General features: G+C 29.3%; 16 protein-coding genes and 1 riboswitch. Of the genes, 2 read left to right on the forward strand and 14 right to left on the reverse strand.

Features of this window, described 5'->3' with window-relative positions:
- The first annotated feature begins 291 nt into the window (after positions 1–291).
- The gene (locus B5E92_RS12705; RefSeq protein ID WP_087302784.1) at positions 292–639 is read left to right on the forward strand and encodes a helix-turn-helix transcriptional regulator; all 348 of its coding nucleotides are present in this window, start codon (positions 292–294) and stop codon (positions 637–639) included.
- A gap of 1 nt (position 640) precedes the next feature.
- Positions 641–1849: a site-specific integrase gene (locus B5E92_RS12710; RefSeq protein ID WP_087302786.1), complete on the forward strand. Its 1209-nt coding sequence runs from the start codon at positions 641–643 to the stop codon at positions 1847–1849.
- Positions 1850–1956: 107 nt separating this feature from the next.
- On the opposite strand, the gene B5E92_RS12715 is transcribed toward B5E92_RS12710, so the two are convergent.
- From B5E92_RS12715 to B5E92_RS12780, 14 genes are all read right to left on the reverse strand, one after another.
- Positions 1957–3651 (reverse strand): phospho-sugar mutase, encoded by a 1695-nt coding sequence (locus B5E92_RS12715; RefSeq protein WP_087302788.1) that lies wholly within the window; start codon positions 3649–3651, stop codon positions 1957–1959.
- Positions 3652–3860: 209 nt separating this feature from the next.
- Entirely contained in the window at positions 3861–4358 is a 498-nt protein-coding gene (locus B5E92_RS12720; protein ID WP_087302790.1) for a cob(I)yrinic acid a,c-diamide adenosyltransferase, read from the reverse strand.
- Positions 4359–4361: 3 nt separating this feature from the next.
- Complete coding sequence (gene ybaK, locus B5E92_RS12725) at positions 4362–4841, reverse strand: Cys-tRNA(Pro) deacylase (RefSeq protein ID WP_087302792.1); 480 nt, start codon at positions 4839–4841, stop codon at positions 4362–4364.
- A gap of 105 nt (positions 4842–4946) precedes the next feature.
- Positions 4947–5216, reverse strand: a complete 270-nt coding sequence (locus tag B5E92_RS12730) for a phosphocarrier protein HPr (RefSeq protein WP_087302794.1) — start codon at positions 5214–5216, stop codon at positions 4947–4949.
- 622 nt (positions 5217–5838) lie between these two features.
- Positions 5839–7275, reverse strand: a complete 1437-nt coding sequence (locus tag B5E92_RS12735) for a PQQ-binding-like beta-propeller repeat protein (RefSeq protein WP_087302796.1) — start codon at positions 7273–7275, stop codon at positions 5839–5841.
- Positions 7276–7965 carry an ECF transporter S component gene (locus B5E92_RS12740; RefSeq protein WP_087302798.1) on the reverse strand — a complete coding sequence of 230 codons (690 nt, stop codon included), beginning with the start codon at positions 7963–7965 and terminating at the stop codon, positions 7276–7278.
- On the reverse strand, positions 7962–9476 hold the full coding sequence (locus B5E92_RS12745; protein WP_087302800.1) for an ABC transporter ATP-binding protein: 1515 nt from the start codon (positions 9474–9476) through the stop codon (positions 7962–7964). The genes B5E92_RS12740 and B5E92_RS12745 overlap by 4 nt, the downstream gene beginning before the upstream one ends.
- The gene (locus tag B5E92_RS12750) at positions 9463–10311 is read right to left on the reverse strand and encodes an energy-coupling factor transporter transmembrane component T (protein ID WP_087302802.1); all 849 of its coding nucleotides are present in this window, start codon (positions 10309–10311) and stop codon (positions 9463–9465) included. Before B5E92_RS12750 ends, B5E92_RS12745 begins: the two co-directional genes overlap by 14 nt.
- The gene (locus B5E92_RS12755; RefSeq protein ID WP_087302804.1) at positions 10302–10943 is read right to left on the reverse strand and encodes a DUF4430 domain-containing protein; all 642 of its coding nucleotides are present in this window, start codon (positions 10941–10943) and stop codon (positions 10302–10304) included. Before B5E92_RS12755 ends, B5E92_RS12750 begins: the two co-directional genes overlap by 10 nt.
- 78 nt (positions 10944–11021) lie before the next feature.
- Positions 11022–11191: riboswitch (cobalamin riboswitch) on the reverse strand.
- Between the two features lie 108 nt (positions 11192–11299).
- Positions 11300–12343, reverse strand: a complete 1044-nt coding sequence (locus B5E92_RS12760) for a hypothetical protein (protein ID WP_087302806.1) — start codon at positions 12341–12343, stop codon at positions 11300–11302.
- 4 nt (positions 12344–12347) lie between these two features.
- Positions 12348–13772: a hypothetical protein gene (locus tag B5E92_RS12765; RefSeq protein WP_087302808.1), complete on the reverse strand. Its 1425-nt coding sequence runs from the start codon at positions 13770–13772 to the stop codon at positions 12348–12350.
- A 129-nt stretch (positions 13773–13901) separates the two neighbouring features.
- On the reverse strand, positions 13902–14120 hold the full coding sequence (locus B5E92_RS12770; RefSeq protein WP_087302810.1) for a DUF6465 family protein: 219 nt from the start codon (positions 14118–14120) through the stop codon (positions 13902–13904).
- A 182-nt stretch (positions 14121–14302) separates the two neighbouring features.
- Positions 14303–16123, reverse strand: coding sequence for a translational GTPase TypA (typA, locus tag B5E92_RS12775; RefSeq protein ID WP_087302811.1), 1821 nt, complete (start codon positions 16121–16123; stop codon positions 14303–14305).
- Positions 16124–16263: 140 nt separating this feature from the next.
- Positions 16264–16878, reverse strand: a complete 615-nt coding sequence (locus B5E92_RS12780) for a pentapeptide repeat-containing protein (RefSeq protein WP_087302813.1) — start codon at positions 16876–16878, stop codon at positions 16264–16266.
- Between the last annotated feature and the right edge of the window lie 204 nt (positions 16879–17082).

The raw sequence follows: 17082 nt of genomic DNA on the forward strand, positions 1-17082 counted from the left end.
CCTGGGAATAATTATTGAAAGAAAGTGTTTTAAATGTTATCATAGTCATGTACAAGACATACATATGTTTTTGGGAAAAAGGAAGGTAGGACGGCAATCCGATGACCCTTTCTTTTTTTTGTATGTCGATCTCCTTAAATATAATAATAAAACAGTTAAGATAATTTGCATATTATTTTCTCAATTTATTTTAACTGTTTTATTATATTTATTAATTTTATTTGACTCGTTCTTTCATTTTTTTGTTCAAATAATCTGCTAATCAACAATTCATTATAAGGAGTATACATTATGAAACCAAAAAAAGAATATAAAACACGTTTACAAATAGCTAGATTAAATGCTGGATATAGTCAAGCTGATGTCCAAAGAATTTTAGGTTTTCTAAATAGAAAGACTTTATGCGCCTATGAAAAAGATGTACTTAATCCTACTAATAAAGTTCTGTGTTTACTACCTCAATTATATGGTGTTAGTCTTGATTACATTTATAAAGAAGATAATTATCAAAATCATGATGACTTTGTTACAAAAGTTCTTCTTTTAGATAGCAACTCTATAACAACATTAAAAAATCTAAAAATGAATAATGTTAATTTGTCTGATTTAAAAATATTCATCAAACAATTGGAGGATTAATATGAGCATATATGAAAGAAAAAAGAAAGATGGATCAATTTCCTTCGATATTACTGTTTATGATGGATATCAAATTGATGAAGCAGGAAACTATGTTCAAAAAAGAAAATACAAAACATTTTCTCCTCCAAAAGATATGGGGATTCGTAAAGCTAGAAAAATGGCTAAAGAAATTGAAACTGAAATGCAATTTCAATTTGAAAAGCAACAAAATCTTGGCTCAGAAAAAAGATTATCTGAAGTTTGGGATTGGTATAAAACTTACTACGCTCCAAATAATTTAAGAGATGCTACTTTTATCGGAATGGAAAATATTGTTAACTCAAAGATCTTACCTAAACTTGGTCATCTTAGAATTGGTGATATTACCACAAATAGAGTCACTATGTTTCTAAATGAAATATCAATTATGACTAATCCAAAGACTGGTAAACCATTAAAACCCAAACAGTATTATAAGGACTCATATGTCAAAGAAATTTATTCAATGTTAAGCAGACTGTTGAATATCTCAGTCACACAAGGATGGATTAAAGATAATCCATGCAAAAATGCTATCAAACCAAAGAAAAACAGAAGCAAGAAATTACCACCACTTGAACCTGAACAAATCCAGGATATTTTACATAAAACGGAGGAATTTGATGTCTACAATGCTATTATCCGATTTCAGATTTATACAGGAATGCGTATTGGTGAAACTTTGGCTTTGACTTGGGATAACATTAATTTCAATAAAAGAACTATCACTATCAATAAAACTGTCAATTTTCCTAGAGGAGGTGCTATAGTGGGGCCTCCTAAAACAGAAAATAGTTATCGAACTTTAGGAATATCTGATAGTATATATAACTTATTAAAAATGGTTAAAGAAGAACAAAATGAAAGAAAAGTATATCTTAAAAATGTCTATCAAGATAAAAATCTAGTTTTTAGTAATCCATTTGGTGATTTTATCCATCGTAATAGTGTTGGAACTCGTCTTAATAAAATAAAAAAAGGAACTGATTATGAATATATAACAGTTCACTTTTTAAGGCATGTTAATGCAACATTACTTTTAATGAATAATGTTGATATCAAAGTTGTATCCGCTCATCTTGGTCATAATGATATATCTACCACTGCTGATATCTATGCAGATGTATTAAACTCTATGAACCAAAAAGTTGCTCAGCTTATTGATTTCGACTTAAACAAACTTAAATAATATGCATAAATAATGTTTTTAAACGGAAATAAGCGGAAAATAAACGGAAATTACAGAACATCATTAAAAAAACGTTGATAAAATCAACGTTTTTTTGTCTTTTTGTATTATTCACCGATAATATTCATCATATCTTTTTGGAATACTTCTGTTTTGTCACTAGCGTCTTTAGCATCAGTTCCCTTAATTGAGAAATAGAATTTACATTTTGGTTCAGTTCCACTAGGACGAGCAGCAATCCAAGAACCATCTTCTAAATAATATTTTAATACGTTAGATTTTGGTAAATCGATTGTTGTAGTAGTACCATTTTCAACTCTTTCGCTACTTTGATAATCTTCAACTGCAACTACAGCATAATCACCAATTTTAGCTGGAGCATCTTTTCTTAAATTATCCATGATTTCTTTAATTCTTCTAGCTCCATCAGCACCAGCTTTGCTTAATGCAATTTGAGTTTCTTTAAATGTTCCATGTTTAGCATATAGTTCATTTAATACATCGATTAAATCTTTACCTTGTTTTTTATAGAAGTTACCAGCTTCTGCTGCCATAACTACTGCTTGAACAGCATCTTTATCACGAACGAAGTCTTTTACTACGCAACCATAAGATTCTTCATATCCAAAAACAAATTCTTTTTCTTTAGTTTTTTCATATTTACGAATCTTATCTCCGATAAATTTAAATCCTGTTAAAGTTTTTTCAACTTCAACACCATATGATTTAGCGACTAATTCACCTAAATCACTAGTAACAATTGTATTATACATTACTGCATTGTCTGGTAATTTACCTTGTTTTTTAAGTTCACTTAAAATATATTCCAAGTAAACTGCAGCACTTTGGTTACCTGACATTAATACATATTCACCTTCGTGTTTAGCAACAACACCTAAACGGTCACCATCAGGGTCACAAATTACCACTACATCAGCATCAACTTCTTTAGCTTTTTTGATTGCAAGATCATAAGAACAAGCAATTTCAGGATTTGGTGATTCAGTATTTGTGAAATCTGGATCTGGTGCACATTGAGCCAATACTGGAACAACATCATATCCTAAACGTGTTAAACATGTTCTTACTGGTAAGTTAGAAGTACCATGTTGTGGTGAGAAGACAATTTTGAAATCTTTTTTATCCATACCTGGATTAATTTCAATTGCCATAACTTCTTTATAGTAAGCTTCGTCAACTTCTTCACCAATCCAATTAATATATGGATAAGCTTCATCATCACTTACTACTTCTACAGCTAATTCGTCTTTAACTTCATTTACGTAACCAACAACTTCGTCAGCCCATTCTGGAATTAATTGACATCCAGTATCATCATAAATTTTATAACCATTGTATTCTTTTGGATTATGACTTGCTGTAATCATAATACCACCAGCACATTTTAAGTAACGAACTGCAAATGATAATTCTGGAGTTGGTCTTAAGCTTTCAAAAACATAAGATTTAATTCCATAAGTAGCTAAAACTTTAGCACTTTCAATTGCAAATTTATATGACATATGGCGATTGTCATAACCAATAGCTACCCCTCTTTCTTTCCCCTCTGGTAGCCCAGCAACATATTTAGCAAAACCAACATTTGCCTTTCTAATTGTATAAATATTCATTCGATTAGTTCCTGCTCCAAGAATCCCTCTCATTCCGGCAGTACCGAACTCTAAATTCATATAAAAGGCATCTTCTTTTTCCTTTTCATTCATACTTGCTAATTCTGCTTTTAATGATGGATCTAGACTTTCACAATTTAACCATCTTTGATATTCTTCATTATAACTCATTGTTTTCACCTCTTGTTTTAATTATAGCAAATTCAATTTAATTTTACTACTTGTTTTAGTATCGAAATTGTTACAATTTTATCAAAAAGTTAGCGTTTACATCATAGCTATAGTCCCAAAAAACACTTTTGTACCTATTTGTAAAAATAATGTAATGTAAGCGCTTGTATAATTTAACAGATTTTTAATAAAAAATAGAATAAAACTATTCAATATTCTATCCCATGTCTAGCTTGAATTCCTAAATCATATGGGTGTTTATGTTTTTTAATTTCACTTGAATAATCAAGAATCGGCTTGATTTTATGACTTGGCATTCGTCCTGTTAAAATAATTTCATGACTATCTTTCATTTTCACTAACAAATCATAAACCTTACCTTCATTAATTAAACTTAATGTAATTACATCTAAAATTTCATCTAATACAATAGCATCATAACTTTCATCTATCATATCAAATAATTCATTTTCCATATTACTAACTTGTTTAATCATCTTAGGATCTTGCATATCAACAAACATCTGTGGCATTTTTTTAAATAATACTTTTATCCCACAACGTTCTAACATTTTAATTTCACTACTATTACCATCTTTTAAAAATTGAATAAACAACACTCTTTTATTAGCACCAGCTAATCGAATCGCTTGTCCAATAGCTGCTGTTGTCTTCCCTTTACCAGTACCATAATAACATTGAATCATCTTCTATCTCCTAATCACATCACCAACTTGGGCATCTAAATAATTTAATAGTTCTTTAGCATTTACGATCATTTGATACCCACGTTTACCGGCACTTAAAGCCACATTTTGGCATTGATCAATTGATGAATCAAAAAAAGTTGGAAACTTTTTCTTCATTCCTACTGGTGAACAACCACCTCTAATATAACCAGTTACTCCTAATAAATCTTTCATATGAATCATTTCGACACTTTTATTATTTGAAAGCTTAGCCAGTTTCTTTAAATCAATTTGTTCTAAAACCGGGATACAACAAACTAGATAGCCATTATTTCCTTTTAAAACTAATGTTTTAAAAATATCTTTAGCGTCCATATCGACCTGATCAATAATATGCTCTCCGCTTAAATGATCTTCATCATATTGATATTCTTTAATTTCATAGTTAATTTTTGCTCGATCTAGCATTCTTAATGCATTAGTTTTTACTTTTTTTGTCATTGGTAAACCTCCATAAAAAAACTATATCTATTATACTAGCCTAAAAATAATTATTGCAACTAAAAAACAAAAAGAGATCCGGAGACCTCTTTTGTATCAATTATTTTATTCTGCTACTTTTTGTTCTTTGATAACTTTAGCAATAGAAGCAATTACATCTTTTTCGTCTTCACCTTCAGCAACAATTTCAACTGTAGCTTTAGTTGGAACACCTAAAGACATAACTCCCATGATTGATTTTAAGTTAACTTCTTTTCCATTGTATACTAACTTAATATCACTTGTAAATTTACTAGCTTGGTTAACTAAGATAGTAGCTGGTCTAGCGTGTAATCCAACAGGATCAGATACAACGAAAGATAATTTTTCTGCCATTTTATGACTCCTCCTTAAAAATTTCTATATGACAATTATACCACCTAATATTCCTATTTTAAAGAACTTTTTAAATAAAATTTAGCGCTTACAAATTAGTTGAATATAACAACAAAAATTCCGTTTTTATCTCTTCATCTTTTATTAAAATCAATAAAACACAAACATTTTTCCCACTATTTAAATAATTATCCATGTCAAAAAGTACTTTATTTATTGAAATGATCAATTAATATTAAGCTACTCTTTTACAGCTAAATATCTTCTTTTCAAATCATAAACGCTAGCTACTTCAAACAGAAACAATTAAAATGTATTTGTGATTGATAATAATTTACACGATTGCTATTGATAAATCAAAAGCAATTAAATTAGCTACAACAATCATTATTTTATAAAAACTAGAAAAATAATTATCGATTTTACTATAATATAGTCAAAATTAAACTATTACTAGCAATTTTTATATCCTACTACTTATTATTTAACACTGCTTAAGTAATAAAAACATATATTTGCAACTAAAAAGCTATCTATCAATCATCATTTAATTTATCAAATAATTAGTTAAAAAAAGACAATAATCAATTTTATATAACCGAATTATTGTCCTTTATTAATATTAATCTTTTTTTAATACCACTAAAACTGCTCCACTAATAATTAAAGTTAGCATTGACACAAGACTTTGGTCATCGCCAGTTTTAACCGAATTAACTACTTGATCTGGTGTAGATGATGTATCTGTATCTGTTGTTTGAGCTGGTGGAGTTGGAGTTGGGTTATTATCAGTTGGTTGTTCACTATTTTCTAAAGCAAATAAAGCTCCAGAATCATTAGTAAAATAAAGTTTATTACCATCACTAATAGCACTACCCATATTATAGTTTTTATAAGCATCTTCTGGTTCGTATAAAGTGTCTGTTGTAAACTCTGTTCCAGTATCTTTAAATACATATAAACCACCTGGTTCACTATTTATTGTATAATAACCGTAAACAGCATCATCATATCCAGTTGTAACTAAAATTGATGATTGAACATTACCAACAACTTCAATTGATTGTAATTGTAATGTATTTACATCCATCTTAGCAATAAAACCAGGTGCGTTAAACGCACTACCATTTTTACCACCAAAATATAATGTTCCATCTACATAAGTAGGAGTACCAGTAATTTGACCATTTCCATTTAATATCATAGCTGTTTCTACTTGACCAAAAGTTCCATCGTTATTGAAGGCCACTTTATATAATTTGCCATTTTGACTACCAATATAAAAATAACCATCACCATAACAAACACCACTACGGATACTAATGTTACTATCTAAAGTAATCGTATTTAAATTATCACTAGTAATATCTTTAGCTACCAAAGTACCGGCAGTACTTACAAATACTAAATATTGATTATTTATAATTGTAGCATCAGACCAATAATATCCACCTGCTTGTTCTTGATAACTCCAGCTATTATATTTTGTTTCTAAATTAGAATTAGGATCATCATCACTAACTGATAAAGCAAAATATTGACCACCTACTATATTATAACTATCATCATATTCAGTTGTTCCTGTATATAAATAACCATTATAATATGTTAACGGACTTGTCAAATTTCCTTCAACTTGTGATAACCATAATGATGTTAATGATTGACCATCAAAAGCCTGAATCATTCCATTACCTAAAGCAACAAAAACCATTCCATTACCATAAGCAAGATAAGCATTAAAAGCTATTGTATTATTTAAAGTAGCTTTTTGTAAAACATTACCATCTTTATCTAATTTATATAATTCACTATCTACAGCAATATAAATACATTCATCACCAATAATTGGATTACTATAAGTTACATAAAATTTACCATCTAAAAAACTATGTACCCAATCAAGTTTTGTAGAATCTTCTGTAGTTGGTAGCTTAGCATCAATTACATTATCATTGGTTCTAAATTCATACCAATCATTTGTTTTAGCACTTACACCTGTTGTCATAGTAACAGCCATAAATAACGCTAAAAATAAACTTACAATCCTTTTTTGCATCTAATTTCCCTCCGTAATTCCGTATTTGACCTTTACTCTTTGCAGTATCTTAAACATTGCATCTTTAAATACAAAAATAAATATAATATTTGAAACAATATATGTTATCGTCACTGGTAAAGCTGCGATAACAGTAAACAGATATCGCGAAAGATTAAAACTATTATCAATCGCTAAAACTGACCATAAATCCATAATCATAGAAAAAATTATCCCTGACATTGCTCCATAGCCATATAACAGCCATTTATTTTGATATAACTGGCGACAAAACAGTCCCGCTAGATAGCCAATCAAACCCCAGGCTAACATTTGAAACGGGGTCCAGGGACCTATTCCAAAAATAAAATCTGATATTAAAGCACTTAATGAACCACATAAAAAACCATCTTGTTTACCAAATACAACTGCCATGATAATTATTAAAGCACTTACTGGTTTAAAACTAGGAAATAAAATAAATAATGTTCTAGCTAACGTTGTTAAAGCAATCATTATTGCTAGTATCACCACTTCTCTAGTTTTAGGATGTGGCAATTCATATTTAAAATAAAATGGGATCCAGCTAATAACTACCAGCATCATTATTATCAAATTATATTGCTGGTCATGCCATAACAACACCCCAATAACAGCCGCTAAAACAGCCATAATTAAAGATATTAAAGCTATTTTATTATGCTTGCTCATTTTAAATCCTCATAAATGACAACATCTTTATTAATGTTTCGCATAATTTTGTTGATAGTAGTTGTATAAAAAAGATTGTTACTAAAGAAATTTCGCATCGTATCAACCGATTCCATTTGACCATTGAAAATCATTGCTACTCGATCACTAATTTTAGCAGCAAATTCTAAATCATGGCTAACACAAACTATGGTCATATGTTTACTTAAACCGACAATCAAAGCTGCTAATTTTTCTTTTGCGCTAGCATCAATACCTTTAGTTGGTTCATCAAGTAATAAAAGCTCGGGTTTAGTTAATAAAATCTTAGCTAAAGCTACTAATTGTTTTTCGCCACCACTTAAATCATATGGATGACAGTCTTTTAAATGAACAATTTGCATATTTTGCATCATTGTAACCACATTTACAACATTATCCTCAACAGCTAATAAATCCTTTTCAACAGTATCACCAATAAATAATGTCGTTGGATCTTGAGGCAAATAAGCAATTCTTGGTAAATGAGTTTGATATTCAATCTTTCCTTGATAATCAATCAATCCCGCCAAACATTTAATAAATGTTGTCTTACCACTACCATTAGCACCAACGATTGTTAAAATTTCATTTTGATAAATATTAAGATCAAGCTGTTTTAAAACTAATTGCTGATACCCACAAGTTAACCCAGTAATTTTTAATAGTGGCACAAATTCAATATCTTCATACTCTTTTATATTAATATTGTGATAATCTTGCATAGCTTTTCTAGCTTCTTTAATACTAAAACAGCTTTGATCAATTAGATTAGAAACCTTGATATAATCTGGCAGGGATTCTAAAAAAAGATTTTCTTTATTCATTTTTTCAATGGCTTTTTTAGTTTCATCTAAAATTGCAACTTTACCATCTTCCATTATTAATAAACGATCTGCCAGTTCAACCAGTCCATCTAATTGATGTTCCACAAAAACAATTGTAATCCCAAAATCATCATTGATCTGTTTTACCATTTTAATAAATTCTTGACGATTAATTGGATCTAACTGTGCTGAAGCTTCATCTAATAAAATAACTTCAGGATTTAATACTAAAACGCTGGCTAAATTCACTAACTGCTTTTGACCACCAGATAAATCCTGACAATTGGCATTAATAATATCTTGTAAATTAAAATAATTTACAATTTCACCAACTCGCTGTTTCATTTGTTTTAATGGCATATTCTGATTTTCTAAACCAAAAGCAATTTCATGCCATACTTTATTCATTACGATTTGATTTTCAGGATTTTGAGCTACATAACCAATTTTAATATCTTCTTTAATCAAATCATCAAAAATAATATTCCCTGATTTTTGACCAGCAGGAGTCAAGCTTGGTTTTAGATGTTTTAAAAGAGTTGTTTTTCCACAGCCACTAACCCCGCAAATAACCAAAAATTCGCCATTTTTTATTTCCAGGGAAATATTTTTTAAAACTTCTTTTTGATTTGGAAAACTAAAAGACAGATTTTCAATCTGATACATAACTCTTCCCTCCTTTAAAGAAAACTGGTAATAAAATCAAAACAGCAAAACAAATCATAAAAAACAAATCCAACCACTGATAATGATAAACCTGGACTAATGGATAATAATAAAAATCCTGATAGTAATTAAAATATCCAAGTATCACCATTAAATCTAAGCTTAAAATAATTAATATTTTAAGTAAATCATCTTTTTTAAACTGATAAAGATGAAAACTGCTTCGCTTATGGCTTCCATAACCACGTCCATTCATTGAATTAATCATTTCTAATGATGATTCAAAAGCATAAGTAATTAAAATAATTATCATATCACGCTGTTTAGCCAATTTGTTTTTATATGGCATTAAGCGATTAGCCTCTTTGATCTTTTGATACTGTAATTTTAACCGACTAATTAAATTTAAACTCATCGAAACAACTAATCCTAAAGTTGGCATAATAGCACCAAACAAATAAATAATATGACTATCAGTAAGATATTTTCTAGCGACATTAAATATTAATAACATCGAACTAATCATCAAACTAAAGACAAAGCCATATATCAAAGCCTGTTTAGTAATTGTAAAAAAGTTATTTTGATATAAAATGTCAAAGCCTTCACTTACAAATAATGGATTAGTAATCGTAATCAACAAAATCAAAAGCATCAGATATTTTAATATTTTTTTAAACCCGCTATGATCAGTTAAATAAAATAATAACGCACAAGCAATAAATCCAATTATAATAACTAGATAATGCGATTGGATAATTGTCAAAATAATAATCGATAAAAAATATAAAAGTAATACTAAGGGATGGCTCTCTTTAAAAGATTTTATGACCATGTTAAATCATTGCCTCCTGTCAATGTATACATCCACTTAATTCGATCACCTTCATGTAATTCAATACTTTCATCACCAGCACCCTTGTTTACATATTTGCCGTTGATACTATACATCCAGCCTGAAGAAGTATCAAAACTGCTATTTAATATTTTATGAGGTAAATAAGCAATCTCTTGAACATAACCATCATTCACTTTATATGTTATTTTCCTAGCATCACAAGCTTTTTTTAGCACCTCTAAAACAGTTGATGAAGGATCTACTTCATAACTAACATCAGCTAGTACAATACCATCTTTAGGGACAAAATCAACATATCCAGGCTTAATTTCATCTAGTCGATTAAGCAAAGTCTTACACTCAATAGAAATTGATACTGATATTGTCTGTTTATCATCTTTTACTATTTCTTTATTAGTATTTTGACTAGGCTTAACAGCACTACTTTTTTCCTGATTATTAGATGGCTGCTCGTTAACTTCTACACTGCCTTGATTAACAGCTAGACCACTAATTTCAACAGCAATGGCCTGCTTGGCAGCAATTCTTTTAGTAGTTACACTACTATCATCTTTACAACCTGTAAATAAAAGTAAAACAACAATTGCAATTTTAAAAAATTTTGACATAATAAAAAACCCTTTCTAAAAAAGTGCGCATGAAAGGATTAAGACTAACATTAAATAGAACTACTCTATCATCCGTAAAGTGTATCCTAAGATAATGGCAAGTATTCCGGCTTAGATTCAACGCTTTGACACCTTCCCAGTTTCCCAGTGGCATTTTGTCATAACTCATCATTACGGCGGCGGGACCGCTCTTGATTTTCACAAGATTCCTTATTAATGCAAAAACAACCATTAAATATGCGTGATTAAATTATTCGATATAATTATACAACAATGGTTTTAAAATGGAAGATTATCTCGTATTTTTAGATAATTATTGACATTTTCATAAAAAAAGAAGAAACTATGTGTTTCTTCTAAAGTTCTTTTTTACGAGCAACGACTAAAAAACGATGTGTTGTTAATTCAAAATAACTCTTTTCTTTAATCTGTTGTAAAACCTGGCTATAAAAATTCATAAATCGCTCTTGAGTAACATCAACTCTAGTAATTCCTTTTAAAAACTGAACAAATGAAGCTAAAGTATCAAAACGAATGAAACCATGTTCTTCAAAACTATCAACAATTTCCAAACCAATTTCACTTAAAGTTTGTTTACCAGCTTCTAGATCCCAGCGACCACGTAATTTAAAAGGAAGAAAAATACTAGTAAGTTCTTTATAATTATCACTACCTAATTGATTTACAATGATATAACCACCTGGTTTAACAACACGATATAAATCATATTTATCATAATTAGCTAATTCATCAGCTAGAACATCGATTCGTTCATCTTTAAAAGGTAATTTACCTTCTTTTGTAAGTTTAGTAACTTTGATATTACGTTCTTCTAGTAATTTTTCAGCTTTTTCATTTTGAACTTCAACTGCATAAGTGATTGGTGGTAAATAATCAAAAGAATTAACATATTCGCCACCATCAAAAGAAATAAAAGCTAAATGACTTTCATCATTTAAATATCTTGCAACAACTTCCTTACTTGAATAAGTTGGTATACTTTGTTGTACCAAAGCACTGCCTTCTTCATTGATTGCTTTAGCAATTTCACTTTTCATTTCCATTGCCGCTTTAATTCTTTTACGAAAACGCAACTTACTATAATAATATCCCACTACTTGACTTAAAGCATCACAGATTACACCAACTGCAATAAAACCAATCATTTCAACAAACCACTCAACTGAAAAGAACGGTTGAATCGAGGCAATCATATAACAAACCACACACATTAAAATAATACTACGTGTTCTAGCATATTTAAATGGTTCGTTATATTTAATATACCAGCTTAAAAATCCCTTTTTTTGAGCAGTTCTTCCTTCTAATTCACAAAAAACTAATTTAATACCCATTAGCATAACTGCCAATGAAACAAGCATATAAATATAATATTCCATTCCATTACCTCTTATAAATTTCTTCGCCATCTAAAGTATAATAGCCATCATTTTCAACTGTTACAAAGTAACCGGCATCATTAAATTCCAAATCACCTTCAACATGGAAAAGAACTTCATAATCTTCCATATCATAAACATAACTAGTACCACTGTTATTAAAGATACCATAGACAATATCATTATATTTAAATACAGTTCCTTCACCCATGAAACTATCTTCAATAACTACATCGCCATCGCTATTAAATACTTCATAACGACTACCACTAGTATATCCAGCATAGTAATTACGACCAAGATATTCAATTCGCTCATATTCATCAGAAATCTTTTTATTATCAGTATTAATCAAATAATATTTATCTTCTTCTTTAGATACAACAGCTAAACCATTACTATCAAAGACTTCAGCACTTTCATATACAGTTTTAAATGCGGCTTTACCATCGAAACCATAATACTGATAGCCCTCATCTCTTACATAAACCGGGAAGATTTCTTCTCTAATTTGTGAAGCTAGTGGGTCTAATTGAATACCATCAACTTCAATTTCCTTACCATCATTTACAAAAGTATGAGGTCCATAAATAGTATCAGCATTTTTTACTACATAGTTTCGATAATTATAATAATAGCTGTTTGTTTCCTTAATATTACCTTTGTTGTTAAAAATGTAAGTTGTTTGATTTAAAACACCGATAATATTATTTTCACTATCATAGTATAGATCATCTAATTCTTGTTCTGTTGTAAACAATACTTTACCTTCAGTGTCTAGTGCTCTAACTTCATGATCATCACGGTTATATAATAAATAACCTTTTTTATCATCATGATCCATTAACTGATTATCACCACCAGCTTTAATTGATAGTGGTTCTTCTTCTGTTAAGTGATAATATAAACTAGCCTCTTTTTCATAATTAACAAGCGTATAATTATCATCAATTGTATAAGCACTAACAATCTTATCATTAGTATTAACTAATTCTTCACCAGTATCATATAAAACAATATAATCTTTACCATCTTTGATTACTGGCAATCCAGTTAATTCAATCTTAACATCATCACTTTGTTGATATAATTTTTTTCCTTCACTATTTAAAATAGTAATATTTTCATCTTTATCATAACCAACTAACATATTGGCAATTGACTCTAATTTTTTATATTTACCTAATTTTATTGCTTCACTGCCATCATTTAAAATATAGCCATATTTATCATCTTGAACAACAATAAAACCACTATTACCAACAGTTTCGTATTTATCGTAAATAAATTTAGTTTTTGATTCGCCTTCTAAATCTACTAATGCATATTTTTCTTTACTATTTTCAACAAACAAAGTTTGTTCATTATTATTATTTGAACATCCAGTTAATAACATAATCGCTAATAAACCTGCTGCAATTTTTTTCATTTCTTTTCACTCCTTAAAAACAAAATAATTATAGCATGTTTTTTGTCGATTAACCATATAAAGGGAACAACAAAAAAACGATAATACCAAAATATTATCGCTTTTCATTATCAATTAATTTACAACCAACTATTCTACTACTAATGGTTCTTCGTTATTATAAGTTTTACCATCTTTAGTAGTTACAACATAATATACTGAAGCTGTATCTGGTGTGTAATAAATTTGTAATGTATCAATAGTAGAGATTTTGACACCTTGTCCTTTAACCTCTTCTTTTACCATTTTTTCAATTTCAACTGCAGTAACATTTTTACCATTATGTTGAATTTCAACTGTTGCTTTCATCTAAACATCCCCCGTTTCTTTGTGTTTGCTAACAAAAACATAATAGCATATCTGAATAAAATATGCAAATTTTTATGAATGTAGCAATGTTTTTTAGATTTACATCTTAAAAATAATATCAAATAATTGTTTTTTAAAAACTAATTTGACTTTTAAAGGGGACTATTGTCAAAAAAACATTTTTACTTATTTGCTTTTAAACGATGTTGTTGACGACGTTCTTGTTCAGTTAAATAACGTTTTCTTAAACGAATATGTTCAGGTGTTACTTCAACTAATTCATCATCATTAATATAATCTAGACATCCTTCTAAGTTAAATGTTCTTGGACGTTTTAAAACTACTGTTGAATCTTTTGAAGATGAACGAGTATTTGTTAATTGTTTACCTTTAGTAACATTTACTACTAAGTCATTATCACGGCTATGTTCACCGACGATCATTCCTTCATAAACTTCAACACCAGGTTCAACGAACATAACTCCACGATCTTCAACACTGCCTAAAGCATATGCCGTAGTTTGACCACTATCAATTGAAACTAGTACTCCTAATGCTCTTTCTCCAACTGTTTCTCCTTCCATTGGTCGATATTCTAAAAATGAATGTGAAATAATTCCATAACCTTTTGTCATTGTTAAAAAGTTAGTCATGAAACCAATCAAACCTCTTGAAGGAATTGTATAAGTAATACTTGTTTGTCCATCGTTGCTAACCATATTTTCTAGCGTACCACGACGATATCCTAATGATTCAATAACATTACCGATACAATCATCTGGTGCTTCAATATTAACTTCTTCATATGGTTCACATTTAACACCATCAATTTCTTTAATGATTACTTTTGGTTTAGAAACTTGAAGTTCAAATCCTTCACGACGCATATTTTCAATTAAAATTGATAAATGTAATTCACCACGACCAGAAACGATCCATTCTTCACTATTTGGAATTCTTTCAATTTTCAATGAAACGTCACGATTTGTTTCTTTAAATAAACGCTCTTCAATTTGTCTAGCAGTTACAAATTTTCCATCTTTACCTGCAAATGGTGAAGTGTTAGTTCCAAAAACCATTTGGATCGTTGGTTCGTCTACTTTTAATAATGGTAAAGCTTCTTCTTTACCAGTAGTACATACTGTTTCACCAACACCAATATCACTTAATCCAGCAATTGCTACGATATCACCAGCAAATGCTTCTTTTATTTCAATTCGATGTAATCCAAGGAATCCGTATAATTTTTGAATTCTAAATTGACTATGACTACCGTCAGCGCGTACACAAGTAACACTTTCATTAACTTTAATATGTCCTCTTTGAATTCGTCCAATTCCAATTCTTCCAACATAATCATTATAATCTAATAATGCTGGCTGGAATTGTAACGGCCCTTCTTCATCAACTAATGGTTCTGGAATTTCGTTGATAATCATATCAAATAAACAGTCCATATTTGGTACTTGAGTAGCAATATCAGGATCTAAACTAGAAGTCCCTTGTAAAGCTGAAGTAAAGACAACTGGGAAATCTAATTGCTCATCATCGGCTCCTAATTCCATGAATAACTCTAATACTTCATCCATTACTTCCTGGATTCTAACAACAGGACGGTCAACTTTATTTATAACAACGATTGGTTTTACTTTAGCAGCTAATGCTTTTTTCAATACAAAACGAGTTTGTGGCATTGTTCCTTCATAAGCATCAACAACTAATAAAACACCATCAACCATATTCATGATTCGTTCTACTTCACCACCGAAGTCAGCATGACCTGGTGTATCCATAATGTTAATACGATAATCTTTATAATTTATTGCTGTATTTTTTGCAAGAATAGTGATTCCTCTTTCTCGCTCAATTGCATTACTATCCATAGCCCTTTCAGCGATATGTTCATTATCACGTAATGTTCCTGATAACTTTAATAACTGATCGACCAAAGTAGTTTTTCCATGGTCAACGTGGGCAATAATTGCGATATTTCTAATATTCATTTCTTCACAACCTTTCTTACAATTCAAACATTATAACACAGAATTATATTTTGTCATTATTTTTTTTCGATACCAAAAAACTACGATTTTTTAACTAATTTTTACCATAATTTTCTAAAGAAAAAGGACCAAAAATGCCCTTAATCAACAATTATCCCTAACAAACTGGCTAAAGCAACCGCTTGATACATATCAACATGAATGCCCACTAGACTTGTTTGATCAATTCGTAAACCTTCTATATTAGTTGTTTTTAAATCCATACCTTTCAATTTTGTTTTAAAAACCTCACCATTAATAAAACTAACCTGATTAAATTCTAAATCTTTGACATCAACTTCCATAATACTTGCTTCATCTAAAACACTATTTTGGAAGGTAACATTACGAATATTACCATAACTAATATTCATATATCGCCCTTGAATATCTAAAAACAACAAATCATGCAATGAACAATCAATAAAACCTATCCCAATCATTTTACAATTAATAAAATGACAACAATGTAAACTAACATGATCAAATTCTAAGTTTGATAAATCACAATTTTTAAATACACAATTAACTAAATGAGTATTATTTAATTCAATTAAATTAAAATCAATTTTTTCAAACTGACATTGTTCAATTGTCGTATTTTTTATCGTAATTGACTGCTTAGGATTCTTTGTAAAAATACCTTGATAATAATTTGAACAATTTTCAAATATTTCAGGATTTAAATTTTGAATAACCGGATCTCTTCTTTTCATTTTGCACCTCTAAAAATATTATAATTATCTATAATAAGATGTAAAGAATGATTACTTTTATTTTATAATTGTAGTATTCTATTATTAAAGACAAACTATTAAATGTCAATAAATAAATTAAATTTTTAAAATTTATTGCTTTAGCAGGCATTTGTCTTGACTAAGAGGTGAATCCTCTATAAAAATCCTCTTTCTTTTCAAAAA

It is taken from the genome of Erysipelatoclostridium sp. An15, from assembly GCF_002160675.1.
GTDB classification, from domain to species: Bacteria; Bacillota_I; Bacilli_A; order Erysipelotrichales; family Coprobacillaceae; genus Thomasclavelia; species Thomasclavelia merdavium.

Coding starts and splice junctions, on each gene's coding strand:
- B5E92_RS12750 (WP_087302802.1), bottom strand. CDS start 10,311: ATGGTCATAAAATCTTTTAAAGAGAGCCATCCCTTAGTATTACTTTTA.
- B5E92_RS12720 (WP_087302790.1), bottom strand. CDS start 4,358: ATGATTCAATGTTATTATGGTACTGGTAAAGGGAAGACAACAGCAGCT.
- B5E92_RS12740 (WP_087302798.1), bottom strand. CDS start 7,965: ATGAGCAAGCATAATAAAATAGCTTTAATATCTTTAATTATGGCTGTT.
- B5E92_RS12745 (WP_087302800.1), bottom strand. CDS start 9,476: ATGTATCAGATTGAAAATCTGTCTTTTAGTTTTCCAAATCAAAAAGAA.
- ybaK (WP_087302792.1), bottom strand. CDS start 4,841: ATGACAAAAAAAGTAAAAACTAATGCATTAAGAATGCTAGATCGAGCA.
- B5E92_RS12735 (WP_087302796.1), bottom strand. CDS start 7,275: ATGCAAAAAAGGATTGTAAGTTTATTTTTAGCGTTATTTATGGCTGTT.
- B5E92_RS12730 (WP_087302794.1), bottom strand. CDS start 5,216: ATGGCAGAAAAATTATCTTTCGTTGTATCTGATCCTGTTGGATTACAC.
- B5E92_RS12715 (WP_087302788.1), bottom strand. CDS start 3,651: ATGAGTTATAATGAAGAATATCAAAGATGGTTAAATTGTGAAAGTCTA.
- B5E92_RS12755 (WP_087302804.1), bottom strand. CDS start 10,943: ATGTCAAAATTTTTTAAAATTGCAATTGTTGTTTTACTTTTATTTACA.
- B5E92_RS12710 (WP_087302786.1), top strand. CDS start 641: ATGAGCATATATGAAAGAAAAAAGAAAGATGGATCAATTTCCTTCGAT.
- B5E92_RS12770 (WP_087302810.1), bottom strand. CDS start 14,120: ATGAAAGCAACAGTTGAAATTCAACATAATGGTAAAAATGTTACTGCA.
- typA (WP_087302811.1), bottom strand. CDS start 16,123: ATGAATATTAGAAATATCGCAATTATTGCCCACGTTGACCATGGAAAA.
- B5E92_RS12705 (WP_087302784.1), top strand. CDS start 292: ATGAAACCAAAAAAAGAATATAAAACACGTTTACAAATAGCTAGATTA.
- B5E92_RS12765 (WP_087302808.1), bottom strand. CDS start 13,772: ATGAAAAAAATTGCAGCAGGTTTATTAGCGATTATGTTATTAACTGGA.
- B5E92_RS12760 (WP_087302806.1), bottom strand. CDS start 12,343: ATGGAATATTATATTTATATGCTTGTTTCATTGGCAGTTATGCTAATG.
- B5E92_RS12780 (WP_087302813.1), bottom strand. CDS start 16,878: ATGAAAAGAAGAGATCCGGTTATTCAAAATTTAAATCCTGAAATATTT.